Below are 15,418 nucleotides of genomic sequence, written 5' to 3' on the forward strand. Positions count from 1 at the left end.
AAACTGAAAACAAGTATTTGTTTTGGATTGGCTATCCTTCGAATTGTATTGTTTTATAAAATCAATGATTTTCAGAACTATGAATAAATATCAAATTTTTTTAGGATTACAATGTAATTCCTTTACTCTTCTTAAATTTTGAGTAGTCGGTCAGCTCATCCTTGAAGCCATTGAATGGTTCCTCTTCTTTATAGCTACTGCCTCCCAACAGGGTGCCAAGGGCATAAACGCCTTTTCTTAACGCGCGGTTTTGTCGGAAATTTGTCGCCCGTACCGTTACCTCGTTCAGACTTTTACGAAGCCCATTGTCCATATGGTGCTGCAAAATTTCACGGTGCAGGTTCGGATACACTTTTTCAGCGGTTAGCATAAAAGCTACTTTGTCATATAGCCCCCTTTCCATCAAATGTCCCGCCCATAGATTTTTCAGATTGTCCCTTTTTTGTCCGACCAAGTTTTGAAGAATGATGTGTTGTTGTTTTAGAATCGTTGTCAAATCAGGGATTGAATTCAAATACTGACCCGTCCGTTTTGGCAACGGGCAACTTGTTTTGTTGTCCGTATAAATTGATTTGACTTCGAACCCTTTTTCTCCTGTTACAAAGTAGAACCCCTTGGCATTGAAAAGGGCGATATAGTCTTTCGGGGATTTTTCAAAAGGTACGTGCATCCGTTCCACATTTTTTACATAAGAACCCAAGGCGACTCTTTCATACTGCTTTTTGTAATCGGGGTTCATTAGTTCATAGAGCTTAGGGAATATTACAGGCAGGAATATAGTAGATGCCGTCAGCTTGGGGCTATTTTCAGAAGATTGTTCCGTCAACATTTCTAGCATCAAATGGTTTTGACGGACAAATCCCGTGGACACATAGTTCTCCATGTTCTCGGGATAAGGTAGATTACCCAATTTCAAGGGTACGGTATGCTTGTTTGATTGGGTAAAGGACAATTGATTGTCACTATACTTCACACCCAAAGCTTGGAACAAAAGTAGGATACTTCCCTGTTCCGTGCCGACATTGAAAATACCTTTCTCCAATACCTTGCCTATGAGCTTGAACTTTTTCTCCAAGGTTTCCTTTTCCTTTTTGGTTTCCAGTTTGTACAATCTTTCCCTGACAATGGGAAAGGTCTTTTCCACCGATTTCCTGAACTCCGCCTTTTGATTCCGTGAAACATAATGTTCCAAGAATTGATGCCTTCCCGAGGCCAGCAAGTTCGGAACGATATCCTTGTACTTCATATTCCTGATATGTTCCGATAGCAACCCGTTCTGCTTCGGGGAGTTCAGATAAGATTTCATCAATGCCTCTTTTATTGTTTTTTGGACTTCCAATTTGAACTGCTTGCTCTCGGTGTCAATTTGTGTGAAGACATCGCCTTTACCAAAAATTTCCAAACAGTTCTGCATCCGTATATTTTTGCTAAGTTCCCATGCCTTGAACACATATCGTGATCTATCGAAGATGGTATATCCCTCTATAACATCCTCCTTTATGTCCAGTTTGATGTCTATGTCCTGATATTCCTTTAGCACGTCTTCGAGATTATGCGGACTGATGGTCTGGAATAGGTCGTAAGTGGTCTCTATTTGCTTCAAGAGGCGTTTCCGGTACATTGGCAACAGCTTAGATTTTGAATGGATATCGAATACCTTTTGAAGTTTCGGGCCGCTCAACCCTCTATGCACTTCGGAGCCATTAATAAATCGGGTTTTATATCCATTTTGGTTATTTAGGCCATAGGCGACCCCTATCCTTCCCGTTTTGTTCTTTGTGGTTCTTATTTCTATATGATAAGGTTTTACCAACCGTGCAAGCTCATCAAAACTGCGCACCTTGTATTTTTGGTTAATGCTGTTCAGGACATCCTGTAGATAGTACTTCGTTCCCTTTTCCGCTTCCATTCCGAACTGTTTTTCCGGTAATCGGTATATCGGTAGTTGGCTTTTCTGTTTTTTGGTCGGTGCAGGTGTAAGTCCGTACTTTTTTTCGAGGTGTTGCCGTATCGCCATACTCCTTTTATGGCTATTGAAGATTCCGAGTACTTTTCCGTCTTCCTTTACTGTAGTGGTTATAATATGAACATGTTCGTGCTTGGTATCGTTGTGGCGCACCACTACATAGGGTTGATTTCCAAAGCCCATATTTTCCATATACTCCTCGGAGATTTTATAGAAAGCCCTATCGTCCAAATGTTCGCCATGGGGAAGGTTCAAACTTATATGGGCATACCGGTTCTTGGTGGCGTTGCGCTGTCCCTGAAAATACAGCACACTCCCGAAGAATTTTGGCGATATGTTTTGTGAAAATGTATTGCCATAGCCGAGAATTTGCATACCTTCCTTTCCGAAGACATAGTTCAATGTTCCGGTACAGGTTTGGCCGTAAATGATCTTTGCTATCATGCTGGTTTTTCTTCCATCGTAATTTTCAAAAGTGCGTAAAGCAATTCGTTCGTCTTTTGTATCTCGTTTTGTAAACTACTGTTCGGACTCCTCAGATTTTTATGGTGCGCAATCTTTACAAGTTGGTTGATGTTGTTTCCGATTTTGTTGATATGGTAGGCAAGGTTTGAGATGTCGGGGAGCCTATCTTTTTCTTCGGCCTCTTGCCGCAAAACCAGTCTCCTTAGCAACGGACTTATCGTTCCTCTTTGTTCTATATCCAAGTTATAGGATTCGCAGATCTTTCTCAGTTTTTGATATTCCATATCGTTGAACCGCAGCATTACGTTATGGTATCGCTTCTTGTTTCCCAATCGTTTTCGACCTCTTTTCCGTTGTTCCATTTTCGTTGTTTTTTAAGCTAAACACTTCGCCAGAAGTAGACAATTCTAAGTAACTTAGAATGCACCTCGCTATCCGTTTCACGGATAAATATAAATAATCATATTTGATTTCAACTAACTTATAATCAGTTATTTAACTCGTTATTTCATATAGAGCCATATCAATATAAATAGGTACAGGCATAAAAATAACATGGTCTAATATGGTGTTTAAAAAACGGGAAGAAATACGGAAGGATTAAAGTTTTTTGTGGGTAGGGAGAAGAAAGGTAAAGCGGTTTTTCGCCGCTTTTGCTTTCGCGTGGCTCTGAGGGTGTCGTTTAAAACTGTAACGGAGAGACTTCCCAGGCGGACCGGCGAAGCGTGTCCGCTAGGGGAGGATTGGAGTGGAAGGTTTGTGCGACTTCCGTATGGGCTTGGGAATATAAATAGTAGAAGTTAAAATCAGTATTACCTTGTTCGCTAAATTCTTTACTCGGTATCTTTGGGTAATCCCCAGATTCGAATATCCATTAGCAAGAAAATTTATAGCACCTTGATCAGTATCAGCGACAAAATGTTCATCACAGAAGAGGTAAATTTGGCCACGGTAGCCTATTTCAAAAAGATAGTGCTCCGTAAATTGTTTATGGAATTTTCCTTCGGACTGCAATCAAATAATAGGGTTATTACCGACTTGTTCGAAAATGTCAACTATTATGGATTTGACCTGCCTTATGATATTGAACTTGCCCTATTGGAAAGGCTACAGCAATTTAAAAACAATCTGGACAAGGAAGAGCTTACCGCTTTATTTTTTTGGTGTGTGAACCGGAAATATATATGCTATTTAGAGAATTTTTTAGGTGATTGTGATAACTATTCAGAACAGAAATTCGATGAAGAATTTGGCAGGTCTCTTGCCTATAAAATTTATGAACCTTGTGCTAGTGGATTGGAGGAGGATACTATTGACGAACTCCAATTACTCTTATGTAATTTCGCTAGTGAATTTGATTTATCGTTAGTGGATGAATATACCTGTCAGGAAATTCTAGAGGTTATGGAAATTTACTGTTCGGCAATACATTGATTTTTACCAGATTTTCTGGCAATTACAAGCTCGGCCCTCTACCATGGGATTTGCCCTTTTTCTTTTTAACACTATCTGCGTTGTTTTGTTCTAAAGAATTATCCAGTTTTTTGCTTTGGGAAAGACTAGCTTCGTCAATAAACTGTTGCATACCCAAATGCATAGGGTTTTTGGGCATAATTTTTTCTTGGTTCTGAAGCAAGGGAACTTTGAGATTTAGTTCGGCTGCAACTCGGTAGCCCAAGTTAAAGGATTTTTTAAAAGCTTCATCTACTTTGATATCTTCTTCCATAGTCAAAAAGTTTCTCGGGCGTGTTTTTCGATATATTCCATAATCGATTCCCTATCGTAAAGTATGATTTTCTTTTGGGGCTGGGAGAACCTTATTTTACCCTCGTCCCTCAGCTTTTGGAGTGTAGTGGTCGACTTGATCCGTAAAATGGACATGGCCTCCTCACCATCTATCCATCTGTCGAGCGTGTCTTGCCTTTTAGATTCGACATGTTCGATAACCTTCGTGAATAAGGCATAAAAGGCTTCTTCTTGTAGACAGACGACTTGCATAGGTTCTTTAAAACACAATTCAATTTTTAAGTTACCCTATTTCTTGTATTAAAAACTTCCATTTCGACCAGTCGTTCATTAATTCGTTGTGGAGCTTCGTTTATCAAGTATTTGATACAAACCAAGGTCTGAAATGATTAGTTTAATCACCTCTTTGTCAAAACCATGAATGAGCGAACAATTGTTGTCTTGACTCTTTAGGCCGACAATTTTTTCAGAAATAGTGAAGTCTAAAATTTATACTGCAATTTATCCAATACTACATTTTGTCTTTTTCTATCAATTGTCTAACATTGTCTTTTAAAAAATACCCGCCGGTCTGAGGAGCATTTCCTCTAAATTCTATTAGACCAGCGTTGCGGAGCTGCGCAATGTATCTTTCTATTGAACTTTCAGGAAGATTAGTCTTTTCTTTATAATCAGGAACTCTTTTACCTTCATTATCAGCGATAGCAGTTAAAAGAAGAGCAAGTCTTTCCTTTACTCCATCAGTTACTCCTCCAACTGCTCCCTCAATTACTCCCTCAATTGCTCCCTCATTAGCTCCACTAGTTCCTCCGTCATCTGCTCCACGAATAGGAACAGGAATTATAGTTTTAAAAGTAGCTCCTTCAATAAATTGAGGATTATCCTTTCCAGAATAGGCTTCGATATATTTATTTACATTGAGAATTCCCGAGCCTAATTCATCAAAGCGGCCCAATTGCATAAAAAACTTGGCGATGGACGGGTTTTTGGGAAAGGGCGAAAAATTAATCGGTGATATAACCCCTTCTCCATGCGGATTGTTCGCATTCTCGGTTTCGACCCTATCCCTATAAATAATGAAAGTGGCCGACTGTGCATTGGTATATTCCCGATGTACTATCATATTCACGATAATTTCCCTGAAAATAATACCTCGTAAACTTCTTCGTTGTGTGCCTTCCAAAAAGAAAGGGTCCGAAAGATGTTTGGCAGCAAAATCCATTAACTGGTCGTATGCATCGATAAGATTGGTAGTGCAGTATAACCTGTCGTCAAAACGCTCAACATTATCCTTCCGTACCAAGGCATCAATTTTATAATGCGGTAAAATCTGCTGAATGGTTTCGTCTTTGCCAAATAGCAAAATGGCCGCTAAAGTGTATCCTTCTTTACCAGTGGCAAAGTCCTTTTTCCAGAGCCCTGCCTTCTGCAACAATTGTTCGTCGGAGAGTGATAACCATGGATGGTTTTGATTATTTCCCCAAATCAATTTCCTTGCTCGAGTGAACAATTCTGAATTAAAATTAGATAGTTGTACAAATGGATAAATCGTACCCTCAGAATAATGGTTGCGTTTTCTATTATAGATATCCGCTATTAATTGTGGCTCGCCGACTTTAAAATCCCCATCGTTACTTCTATCATAAATATGACCTGCGCTCTTATGCATTTGGGAACTTGCCGGCACTTGAATATGAATTATTGATTCATTTTCAATTTCATATACCTGTGGGAATAGAATAAATGGAGGGTCTAACTTGTTGGGGTTGTTGGAGAGCGTGACCAAATCGTTTTTAAGTTCTTCGACCTTCTTTTTATCCACTCCCGTGATAACACTGCTATCAGTTACCCCCAAAACGATATCCCCACCGTCTCTATTGAGCATGGCACAAATGGACTCAAATAGGTTTTTGGGCAGCTTTGACCGAGCTTCCTTGTATTCGGTTCTAGTGCCCTCGCCTTGTTCGATGATATGTTTTAATCGTTCTATCAGCACGTGGTATTGAATCTTTGTTAATACGCAAAGCTAGGGATAATTTATTGGGGTGACTATATTGGCCGAAGTTTCGGAAGCTGAAAAGTTAGCTTAATTGCAGCTATAAAATACAACTAGAGTAAATTTTTAATAATATATAGGATATAGCCACAACCGCTAGACAACTTAAGGCTAATAGAAGTTTAAAAAACTATTAATCAATATTTACGATAAATATTTCAGTTAAAATAGTTCTTTAAAATGCAACCACAAACCGCGTGCAATCTACGTGCAACCCAAAAATAAAAAAGCTTCCGATTTATCGGAAGCCCTTTATTTACTTGCGGTCTGGACGGGACTCGAACCCGCGACCCCCTGCGTGACAGGCAGGTATTCTAACCAACTGAACTACCAGACCGTGGCGTTTAGCGAGTGCAAATATACATTGCTTATTCAATTGCACAAACATTTTTTTAAAAAATATTTCGCAACATTAAAGGAATTTCTGCCGTTCCCCCATAAAAGTGTTCAAGACCTTTGAGAAATCGCCCCGTACATCGACCTCAACATACTTTATCTTATATTGGGCACATTTTAATCTTAAGCTATCGAAATAGGTTTTTATGGCTTTTTCGTACCCTTCTTTCACCGTATCGGAAAACAAATCTATATGTTCCCCGGTCTCTACATCCAAAAAACGCTTGGGGGCGTTACTGAAATCGAAATGCAATTCCTTATCCGCATCCAACAGATGAAATAAAACCACCTCGTGCTTATTGTACTTTAAATGCCTTAACGCATCGAATATACGTTCATCATCCGTAGTGGTCTGGAACATATCGGTAAATAAAAAAATAAGGCTCCTACGTTTTATCTTTTCGGCGATTAAATGCAAATAGGTATAAATATCGGTTTGTTTTGCCGGTTTGGTATCCAAACTGATCTCACTTAATTTGGATAGGAGCATTTGATGGTGGCGCTCGCTTCCCTTTTCCGTGGAATAAAAACTATAGCTATCTGAGAATACACTGAGCCCAACTGCATCACGCTGCCTTTTAAGTATATTCATGATCGCTGCAATGGCCAATACCCCGAATCCTATTTTGTTCAGGTTATCAATGGTCGGGTTCGCGATTTCTGGATAATACATTGAGGCGGAGTTATCCAAAATCATATGGCACCGTAGATTGGTCTCTTCTTCATATCGCTTGGTATACAACTTATCGGTCTTGGCGAACAGCTTCCAATCTATATGCTTTGTACTTTCCCCATTATTATAGATCTTATGTTCGGCAAACTCGGCCGAGAAACCGTGAAACGGACTCTTATGTATACCACTAATGAAACCCTCAACGACTTGTTGCGCCAAAAGTTCCAAATTCTGGAATAAGCTTGCCTTGTCTAACTCCGATCTTAGATCCATACTTGATTTTTGTACCTCTAATATAAAACAAAAAGACCCTGGCGATGTCGTCAGGGTCCTTTAAATACAAGAAATTTTCTTTTTACAATAGTGCATCAATAGCATCGGTATAGACTTTCTTAGGTGAAACACCTACTTGTCTATTTACGATCTCACCATCTTTGAACACTAATACGGTCGGGATATTACGTACCCCATATTTTGCTGCGAACTCTTGATTAGCATCAACATCCACTTTGCCGATAACGGCTTTTCCTTCATATTCGGTACTTACCTCATCGATGATAGGACCTACCATTCTACAAGGACCACACCAAGCTGCCCAAAAATCCACTACTACTGGTTTATCACTTTTTAAGACTACTTCATCAAAAGTAGCATCTGTTATTTCTAATGCCATGTCTGTATGTTTAATTATTATGCAAATTTAGTCAATTATTTTACCTTAACCTTACTAACGTAATATACATTTTACCTATTGCCGTATCGAAGGAATTTATCGTTAATTTAACTTATAATGTACTTCTTGGGCTTCCAACCGATGTAACAAGTCACTGGTTATCTGTACTTTTTGTTTTCTGCTGGATAGGTTCACCTTTATTTCCTCCTCCATTTCATATACGACAAAATTCAATGGATGGTTTCCCTTATGTGCGACCAAGGTATCCTTTAGATCCTCTATACTTTCCTCCCGTAACTCGTCTATGTTCAATTTAATGGTCAGTTTCTTGGCAAAGGTTTCCATTACATCTTGAAGCAACATGAAATTATTGAACTGCATCCTCGGATCTCCTTTTTTTCCCGTATCCCTATTGACCCATCCTTCACGAATGAATATTTTGATATATACAAAGGAATTGATCATAAGAAAATGCCTGAACTTGAGGTACTCTTCCCCGAAAATCCTAAACTCAAAAGAATCGGTATAATCTTCAATGGTAAACATGGCCCATCCTTTCCCGTTCTTCGATACACGGTGCTGAACGTCAGATACTACCCCGGCAATTGAGATTTCACGGTTTACGATTTCCTCTAAATTCTGGACATTGGCCACACTGGCATTACAGAATGCATTGATCTCGGTCTTGAAATCATCTAAAGGGTGACCGGAAATATAAATACCGACCACTTCTTTTTCCCTACGGAGTTTTTCCATGGTCCCCCATTCTTCACATGGCGGAACCTCAGGTTCGGGAATCTGCACCTCACTGGCTTCACCGAACAGACTTACTTGTGAAGAGTTCTGGTTTTCCTGAAATTTTGAACCATACTTGATTACCTTTTCCAGAAAGGTAACCCCATCACCATCATGATGAAAATATTGTGCCCTATGGGTGGTACCGAAAGAATCGAACCCACCTGCAACGGCCAAACTCTCGAAAGCCTTTTTGTTCGAGGCCCTTAAGTCTATTCGCTTGGCCATATCGAAAACCGATTTGTAAGGCCCTTCTTCTTTCCTGTTCTCTACAATGGTTTCAACAGCTCCCCTACCGACGCCCTTGATAGCACCCATTCCAAAACGAACGGCCCCCTCTTTGTTCACGGCGAATTTATAGTAAGATTCATTCACATCAGGACCTAAAACATCCAAGCCCATTCGCTTACACTCTTCCATAAAGAAGGTAACCTGCTTTATGTCGTTCATGTTGTTAGACAGTACCGCCGCCATGTATTCAGCAGGGTAATGTGCCTTACAATAAGCTGTCTGGTAGGCAATCCATGCATAACACGTAGAGTGACTCTTGTTGAATGCATAGGAAGCAAAGGCTTCCCAGTCTTTCCAGATTTTTTCAAGAACATCTTCAGGGTGCCCTTTGGCCGCAGCTTGCTTAATGAACTTGGGCTTCATCTTATCAAGCACATGCTTCTGCTTTTTCCCCATCGCTTTCCTCAAAACATCGGCCTCACCTTTGGTAAAGTCCGCCAGTTTCTGGGAAAGTAGCATCACCTGCTCTTGATAAACCGTAATACCATACGTTTCGGCCAAATATTCCTCACAGGCATCAAGGTCATAGATAATTTCTTCGGTACCGTGTTTACGGGCAATGAAACTAGGTATGTATTCCATCGGACCTGGACGGTACAAAGCGTTCATGGCAATAAGGTCGGCAAATACGGTAGGCTTTAACGACCGCATGTGTTTTTGCATACCAGGGGATTCATACTGGAACACCCCTACCGTTTCACCCCGTTGGAAAAGTTCGTAGGTTTTTTCATCATCCAAAGGAAAGTTCTCCGGATCTAGCTCAATACCATGTTTGGCTTTTACGATCTTAACCGTATCCTTAATAAGGGTCAAGGTCTTCAATCCCAAGAAATCCATCTTCAACAGTCCGGCACTTTCAACAACAGAGTTGTCGAACTGTGTGCAATACATGTCAGAATCCTTGGCCAAAGCCACGGGTACGAACTTGGTTATATCATCAGGGGTAATGATCACCCCACAGGCATGGATTCCGGTATTACGAACCGAGCCTTCCAATACAAATGCTTGGTTCAAGGTTTCCGACTCCAAGCCCTGACCTTCCGATATGTTCAACAACTCATTGATCTTGAGCAGTTCTTCACTGTTGAATTTTTTCTTTAAAACAGCTTCATCGACCCCAATGATCTTTTTGAGTTTGGACATGTTGGGAATCAACTTAGCCATACGATCGGCATCTCCCAAAGGCAAGTCCAAGGCACGGGCGGTATCCCGAATAGATGATTTTGCCGCCATAGTACCATAGGTGATGATCTGCGCCACCTGATTGGCGCCATATTTATCGATCACATAATCCATGACACGCCCACGACCTTCATCATCAAAATCGATATCGATATCGGGCATTGACACACGATCCGGATTCAAGAAACGCTCAAAAAGCAGATCGTACTTAATAGGATCCAAATTCGTGATCCATAAACAATAGGCAACTACCGAACCTGCTGCCGATCCACGGCCCGGACCTACTGATACATCCATTTTACGGGCCGCACGAATAAAATCCTCAACAATCAAGAAATAGCCGGGATATCCGGTTTTCTCAATGACCTCCAACTCAAAATCTATGCGTTCCGCGATTTCAGGTGTAATTTCACCATATCGTTTTTTAGCACCCTCATACGTTATATGTCGCAAGAATTTATTTTCCCCGCGTTTACCTCCATCCACTTTATCCTCTTCGAACTGAAATTCCTCGGGAATATCAAAAGCAGGTAACAATACGTCCCGAGCCAGGGTATAGGTTTCAATCTTATCTATTACTTCCTGTATATTGATAATAGCTTCAGGAATATCCTTAAAGAGCTCTTTCATCTCTTCGGAGGACTTAAAATAATACTCCTGATTGGGTAGTCCGTATCTATATCCACGCCCACGACCTATAGGCGTTGCTTGCTTTTCACCATCTTTTACACACAAAAGAATATCATGCGCATTGGCATTTTCTTTTTTGGCGTAATAGGTATTGTTCGACGCTATTAATTTAATGTCGTGTTTTTTGGCAAATTGGATCAATACCTGATTAACACGGTTTTCATCTTCTTGACCATGGCGCATCAGCTCAATGTAAAGATCATCGCCGAATGTCCCTTTCCACCATAACAAAGCTTCTTCTGCCTGTTTCTCACCAACATTCAGCACCTTGCTCGGCACCTCGCCATACAAGTTACCTGTAAGTACAATGATGTCTTCCTTGTACTGTTCAACAATTTTTTTATCAATCCTCGGAACATAGTATTTCCCGTCTACAAATGCGATAGAGGACATTTTGGCCAAATTATGGTAGCCGTTCTTGTTCTTGGCCAACATCACGATTTGATACCCGTTATCTTTTTGGGTTTTATCGGTATGATTTTCACAGACCTGAAACTCGCATCCGACAATTGGGGTTATTTCCTTTTCTAATTCCGGCAACTCATTCAAAGGCTCTTCCCCTTCTTCCAAAGTGTCGTTTTGGGTCGCCTCAAACCTTCTTTTCAGCTCCTTATTTCTTGAAACGACCCCCTTATTGTGGTTCATGACCCCGTTCACAAAATGAAAGGCACCCATCATATTCGCATGATCGGTCATGGCAACGGCGGGCATATTGTTCTTCGCTGTCGCCTGGATCAAATCGGGCACACTGATTGTTGATTGCAATATGGAGAACTGGGTATGGTTGTGAAGGTGTACGAACTCCGCCGACTCCAATGATGCAAGGTTTTCCTGAATTTCTTCATGTGTTGCACCACCAGTATCTTTTTTCCAAAGGGCATCGGCAATTTTCTTGGAAGCCTTCTTTAGATTGATGTGTTTTAGCCCAATAAGCTCTATCTCCTTAGGGTTGGCTTCGGAGAATTGTCGAAAATAATCGGGTTGCACATCGAGTTGCTCTTGGGTATAATGCCCTTGGCGCACCAATTCCAAGAAACACCGTGTAGTTGCCTCCACATCGGCAGTGGCATTATGCGCCTCTGCAAATGGCTGGTTAAAAAGATACTCATGGAGTTCTGTCAGTGTAGGCAACTTGAATTTTCCCCCACGACCTCCCGGTATCTTGCATAGTAATGCCGTCTCCTCGGTACAGGTATCCAAAACCGGTAGTTCTTGTAAGGGGTTCGCAACATCCAGTCGGTGATACTCAGCCCCCATGATATTCACATCGAACCCTACATTCTGCCCCACAATGAATTTTGTTTTGGACATGGCAACATTGAACTTTTCCAAAACCTCGGCCAACGGAATCCCTTTTTGGGCGGCAAGCTCGGTAGAAATACCATGGATCTGCTCTGCATCATAGGGTATGTTGAATCCGTCGGGTTTCACCAAATAATCCTGACTTTCGACCAAATTACCCATGGCATCATGCAATTGCCAAGCAATCTGAATACAGCGTGGCCAGTTATCGGTGTCGGTAATGGGTGCATCCCATCGCTTGGGCAAACCAGTAGTCTCAGTATCAAAAATAAGGTACATTCAGTGTGTTTTAGTAACAAGAAAATAGCTTATAAAAATATACAAAAAGGGGCTTTAGGCAAATATCTAGTTATCATGAGTTATTAACCTCACCCCAATTCAATACAAATAACAACAAAACCTATTGTGCATTTCAAGAATTGAAGTATATTTGCAGCCCATTTTAAGGGACAAAAAAAAAGAATTAATAACCGAGGGTCGGGCACCCTACAAAATTAATGTGATATGCCAGTAAAGATTAGATTACAAAGACACGGAAAAAAAGGAAAACCTTTCTATTGGATCGTAGCCGCTGATTCCCGTGCAAAGAGAGATGGTAAATTCTTGGAAAAACTAGGAATCTACAATCCCAACACCAACCCAGCAACCATTGAATTAAAAATAGACAATTCCGTAGAGTGGTTGAACAATGGGGCACAACCCACTGATACCGCCAGAGCAATACTTTCTTATAAAGGTGTTCTTTTAAAGCACCATTTATTAGGTGGTGTTCGTAAAGGAGCCTTGACCGAAGAGCAAGCTGAAGAAAAATTCAATGCTTGGATCGCTGAAAAAGAACAGGCCGTTGCATCTAAAGTAAGTGGATTGGATAAAGAAAAAGCAGATGCTAAATCTAAAGCATTGGCTGCTGAAAAAGAAATCAACGAAAAACGTGCTGCCGAAGCAGCCGCTGCCGCTTTACCTGAACCAGAAGAAATAGTTGAGGAAGCACCTGTAGTTGACGAAGCACCAGTTGAAGAAGTTTCCGCCCTTGATGCTGCTGTAGAAGAAGCAAAAGGAGAAGCTCCTAAAGAAGAAAAGTAAAATAACCCGAAACGATGGACAAGTCTTCTTGTTTCTACTTAGGTAAGATCGTTTCAAAATATAGTTTCAAAGGTGAGGTACTCGTTAAACTCGATACCGATGAGCCTGAGATTTACGAAAACATGGAATCAGTTTTTGTTTCTTTAGGAAACAATCTGGTTCCATTTTTTATTGATAAATGCCGCCTGCACAAGAGCAGTCTTCTGCGTATAGATTTTGAAGAGGTAAAAACCGAAAGTGATGCGGACCGCATCATGGGTTCCGAACTTTACCTTCCCCTTTCTTTTCTTCCCAAACTTAGCGGGGATAAATTCTATTTTCATGAAGTAATCGGTTTTACACTTATAGATAGTGTGCATGGAGATATCGGAATTATCAAAAGCGTTAATGACAACACTTCCCAGGCCCTTTTTGAAGTAGATAAGGAGGGAAAGGAATTGTTGATCCCCATCAATGACGAAATCATTACCCAAGTAGATCGGGAAAACAAGACCATTCATGTAAGTACTCCGGAAGGTTTGGTAGACCTCTATTTAGGGTAAGTCAATATTCAACCCTAAAACTAAATTCAAAAATCAGGTTTGGCTTTTATTAGTGTTATCTTTAGGGTATAATCGAACCAAAACCCTTATGTACAGAATACTACTCCCTCTACTGTTTTTATGCTTTTGCTCGTGCCAAAATAAGGCAACAAAAAAATCCGGGCCCAACACTCCACCAAATATTGTTTTGATTCTCACAGACGACCAAGGCTACCAAGATGTGGGCGTATTCGGGTCTCCGAATATAGAAACACCCCATTTGGACCAAATGGCCTCAGAAGGTGTAAAATTAACGAATTACTATGCCGCCCAAGCCGTATGCTCGGCATCACGGGCCGGTTTATTGACAGGGTGCTATCCCAACCGAATAGGAATACACAATGCTTTGGGACCAGACAATACCCATGGCATAAATAGTGAAGAAACCACCATTGCGGAAATGCTAAAGACCAAAGGGTATAAAACTGCAATTTTCGGAAAGTGGCATTTAGGCCATTATCCAGAATTTATGCCAAATCGCCATGGTTTTGATGAATATTTCGGTATTCCGTATTCCAACGATATGTGGCCTTACCATCCCCAACAAGGTCCTATTTTCAATTTTCCGGACCTTCCCCTTTATGAAAATGAAACGGTCATTGATACCTTGACCGAGCAGTCACAATTAACTACCCAAATTACTGAGCGCAGCGTTGATTTCATTAACAGAAACAAAGAAAATCCATTCTTTTTATATGTACCCCATCCGCAACCCCATGTACCTTTGTTCGTATCGGACAAATTCAAAGGGAAATCAAAAAGGGGTTTATATGGTGATGTGATTATGGAAATTGATTGGTCAGTGGGGCAAATAATGGATGCTTTAAAAAAGAATGGACTGGAAGATAACACTATCGTAATTTTCACCTCTGACAATGGTCCTTGGCTATCTTATGGTAATCATGCGGGCAGTGCATTGCCGCACCGTGAAGGCAAAGGAACTGCCTGGGAAGGCGGTCAGCGCGAACCTTTCATAATTAAATATCCGGATAAACTGCCGGCAGGAAAGGTTGTTGACGTTCCCGTGATGGCCATCGACATGTTACCTACCCTAGCCTCACTTACACAATCCAAACTTCCAGAATTGACCATTGATGGCAAGGATGTCTGGCAGGTTATTTCAGGACAAACAACTAAAAGTCCTCAAAAAGCCTATTTCTTTTATTATCGGGTCAATGAACTTTTCGGGGTACGTTATGGCAAATGGAAAATGTACTTTCCCCATCGCTATAGAACCATGGAAGGACAGGACCCCGGAAAAGATGGTCAACCCGGCGAATACCGAATGGTCGACTTGGAAGAAATTGAGTTGTACAATGTGGAGAACGATGAGAGTGAGACCCAAAATATTGCCGATCAGCACCCTAACATCGTAACCGAAATAAAATTACTTGCCAATGATATGCGGTCAAGATTGGGAGACTCATTATTGGAATTGGAAGGTAGCGAGACACGGCAACCTGGAAGGCTTGACTAAAATCACGGTAAACCCAAACCTCTAAACAGGTCTTATAGAATC

At 40.9% G+C, this 15,418-nt stretch carries 12 protein-coding genes and 1 tRNA gene; 4 read left to right on the forward strand and 9 right to left on the reverse strand.

Annotated features, from left to right (window positions below):
- Nucleotides 1-106: 106 nt before the first annotated feature.
- A complete protein-coding gene (locus tag R3X28_RS00165) occupies nucleotides 107-2,410 on the reverse strand; it encodes a relaxase/mobilization nuclease domain-containing protein (protein WP_317661511.1) in 2,304 nt (767 codons plus the stop codon).
- A complete protein-coding gene (locus R3X28_RS00170) occupies nucleotides 2,407-2,793 on the reverse strand; it encodes a hypothetical protein (RefSeq protein ID WP_317661513.1) in 387 nt (128 codons plus the stop codon). Before R3X28_RS00170 ends, R3X28_RS00165 begins: the two co-directional genes overlap by 4 nt.
- 484 nt (nucleotides 2,794-3,277) lie before the next feature.
- Here R3X28_RS00170 and R3X28_RS00175 point away from each other — a divergent pair, with 484 nt between their 5' ends.
- Complete coding sequence (locus R3X28_RS00175; RefSeq protein WP_317661515.1) at nucleotides 3,278-3,865, forward strand: hypothetical protein; 588 nt, start codon at nucleotides 3,278-3,280, stop codon at nucleotides 3,863-3,865.
- A gap of 22 nt (nucleotides 3,866-3,887) precedes the next feature.
- Here the strand turns inward: R3X28_RS00175 and R3X28_RS00180 are convergent, their stop codons facing one another.
- The 7 genes from R3X28_RS00180 to dnaE all read right to left on the reverse strand — a co-directional run bounded on the left by R3X28_RS00180 (nucleotide 3,888) and on the right by dnaE (nucleotide 12,514).
- Entirely contained in the window at nucleotides 3,888-4,157 is a 270-nt protein-coding gene (locus R3X28_RS00180) for a hypothetical protein (RefSeq protein WP_317661517.1), read from the reverse strand.
- 2 nt (nucleotides 4,158-4,159) lie between these two features.
- Nucleotides 4,160-4,429 carry a helix-turn-helix domain-containing protein gene (locus R3X28_RS00185; RefSeq protein WP_149273064.1) on the reverse strand — a complete coding sequence of 90 codons (270 nt, stop codon included), beginning with the start codon at nucleotides 4,427-4,429 and terminating at the stop codon, nucleotides 4,160-4,162.
- A 259-nt stretch (nucleotides 4,430-4,688) separates the two neighbouring features.
- Nucleotides 4,689-6,173, reverse strand: a complete 1,485-nt coding sequence (locus tag R3X28_RS00190; protein WP_317661522.1) for a helix-turn-helix domain-containing protein — start codon at nucleotides 6,171-6,173, stop codon at nucleotides 4,689-4,691.
- A gap of 323 nt (nucleotides 6,174-6,496) precedes the next feature.
- Nucleotides 6,497-6,570: transfer RNA gene (locus tag R3X28_RS00195), tRNA-Asp, on the reverse strand.
- Nucleotides 6,571-6,645: 75 nt separating this feature from the next.
- Complete coding sequence (locus R3X28_RS00200) at nucleotides 6,646-7,575, reverse strand: DUF58 domain-containing protein (RefSeq protein WP_317661524.1); 930 nt, start codon at nucleotides 7,573-7,575, stop codon at nucleotides 6,646-6,648.
- An 82-nt stretch (nucleotides 7,576-7,657) separates the two neighbouring features.
- On the reverse strand, nucleotides 7,658-7,975 hold the full coding sequence (gene trxA, locus R3X28_RS00205; RefSeq protein ID WP_109651383.1) for a thioredoxin: 318 nt from the start codon (nucleotides 7,973-7,975) through the stop codon (nucleotides 7,658-7,660).
- Between the two features lie 102 nt (nucleotides 7,976-8,077).
- Complete coding sequence (gene dnaE, locus R3X28_RS00210; protein WP_317661529.1) at nucleotides 8,078-12,514, reverse strand: DNA polymerase III subunit alpha; 4,437 nt, start codon at nucleotides 12,512-12,514, stop codon at nucleotides 8,078-8,080.
- 225 nt (nucleotides 12,515-12,739) lie between these two features.
- On the opposite strand from dnaE, the gene R3X28_RS00215 reads away from it, so the two are divergent.
- From R3X28_RS00215 to R3X28_RS00225, 3 genes are all read left to right on the forward strand, one after another.
- Complete coding sequence (locus R3X28_RS00215) at nucleotides 12,740-13,318, forward strand: 30S ribosomal protein S16 (protein ID WP_154364564.1); 579 nt, start codon at nucleotides 12,740-12,742, stop codon at nucleotides 13,316-13,318.
- Between the two features lie 14 nt (nucleotides 13,319-13,332).
- Nucleotides 13,333-13,860 carry a ribosome maturation factor RimM gene (gene rimM, locus R3X28_RS00220; protein ID WP_154364566.1) on the forward strand — a complete coding sequence of 176 codons (528 nt, stop codon included), beginning with the start codon at nucleotides 13,333-13,335 and terminating at the stop codon, nucleotides 13,858-13,860.
- 187 nt (nucleotides 13,861-14,047) lie between these two features.
- Complete coding sequence (locus R3X28_RS00225; RefSeq protein ID WP_246200121.1) at nucleotides 14,048-15,376, forward strand: sulfatase; 1,329 nt, start codon at nucleotides 14,048-14,050, stop codon at nucleotides 15,374-15,376.
- The last annotated feature ends 42 nt before the right edge of the window (nucleotides 15,377-15,418 follow it).

The organism is Maribacter sp. TH_r10 (assembly GCF_033101095.1).
In the GTDB taxonomy this organism is placed as follows: domain Bacteria; phylum Bacteroidota; class Bacteroidia; order Flavobacteriales; family Flavobacteriaceae; genus Maribacter_A; species Maribacter_A luteus.

Coding starts and splice junctions, on each gene's coding strand:
- R3X28_RS00165 (WP_317661511.1), bottom strand. CDS start 2,410: ATGATAGCAAAGATCATTTACGGCCAAACCTGTACCGGAACATTGAAC.
- R3X28_RS00170 (WP_317661513.1), bottom strand. CDS start 2,793: ATGGAACAACGGAAAAGAGGTCGAAAACGATTGGGAAACAAGAAGCGA.
- R3X28_RS00180 (WP_317661517.1), bottom strand. CDS start 4,157: ATGGAAGAAGATATCAAAGTAGATGAAGCTTTTAAAAAATCCTTTAAC.
- R3X28_RS00185 (WP_149273064.1), bottom strand. CDS start 4,429: ATGCAAGTCGTCTGTCTACAAGAAGAAGCCTTTTATGCCTTATTCACG.
- R3X28_RS00200 (WP_317661524.1), bottom strand. CDS start 7,575: ATGGATCTAAGATCGGAGTTAGACAAGGCAAGCTTATTCCAGAATTTG.
- trxA (WP_109651383.1), bottom strand. CDS start 7,975: ATGGCATTAGAAATAACAGATGCTACTTTTGATGAAGTAGTCTTAAAA.
- dnaE (WP_317661529.1), bottom strand. CDS start 12,514: ATGTACCTTATTTTTGATACTGAGACTACTGGTTTGCCCAAGCGATGG.
- R3X28_RS00215 (WP_154364564.1), top strand. CDS start 12,740: ATGCCAGTAAAGATTAGATTACAAAGACACGGAAAAAAAGGAAAACCT.
- rimM (WP_154364566.1), top strand. CDS start 13,333: ATGGACAAGTCTTCTTGTTTCTACTTAGGTAAGATCGTTTCAAAATAT.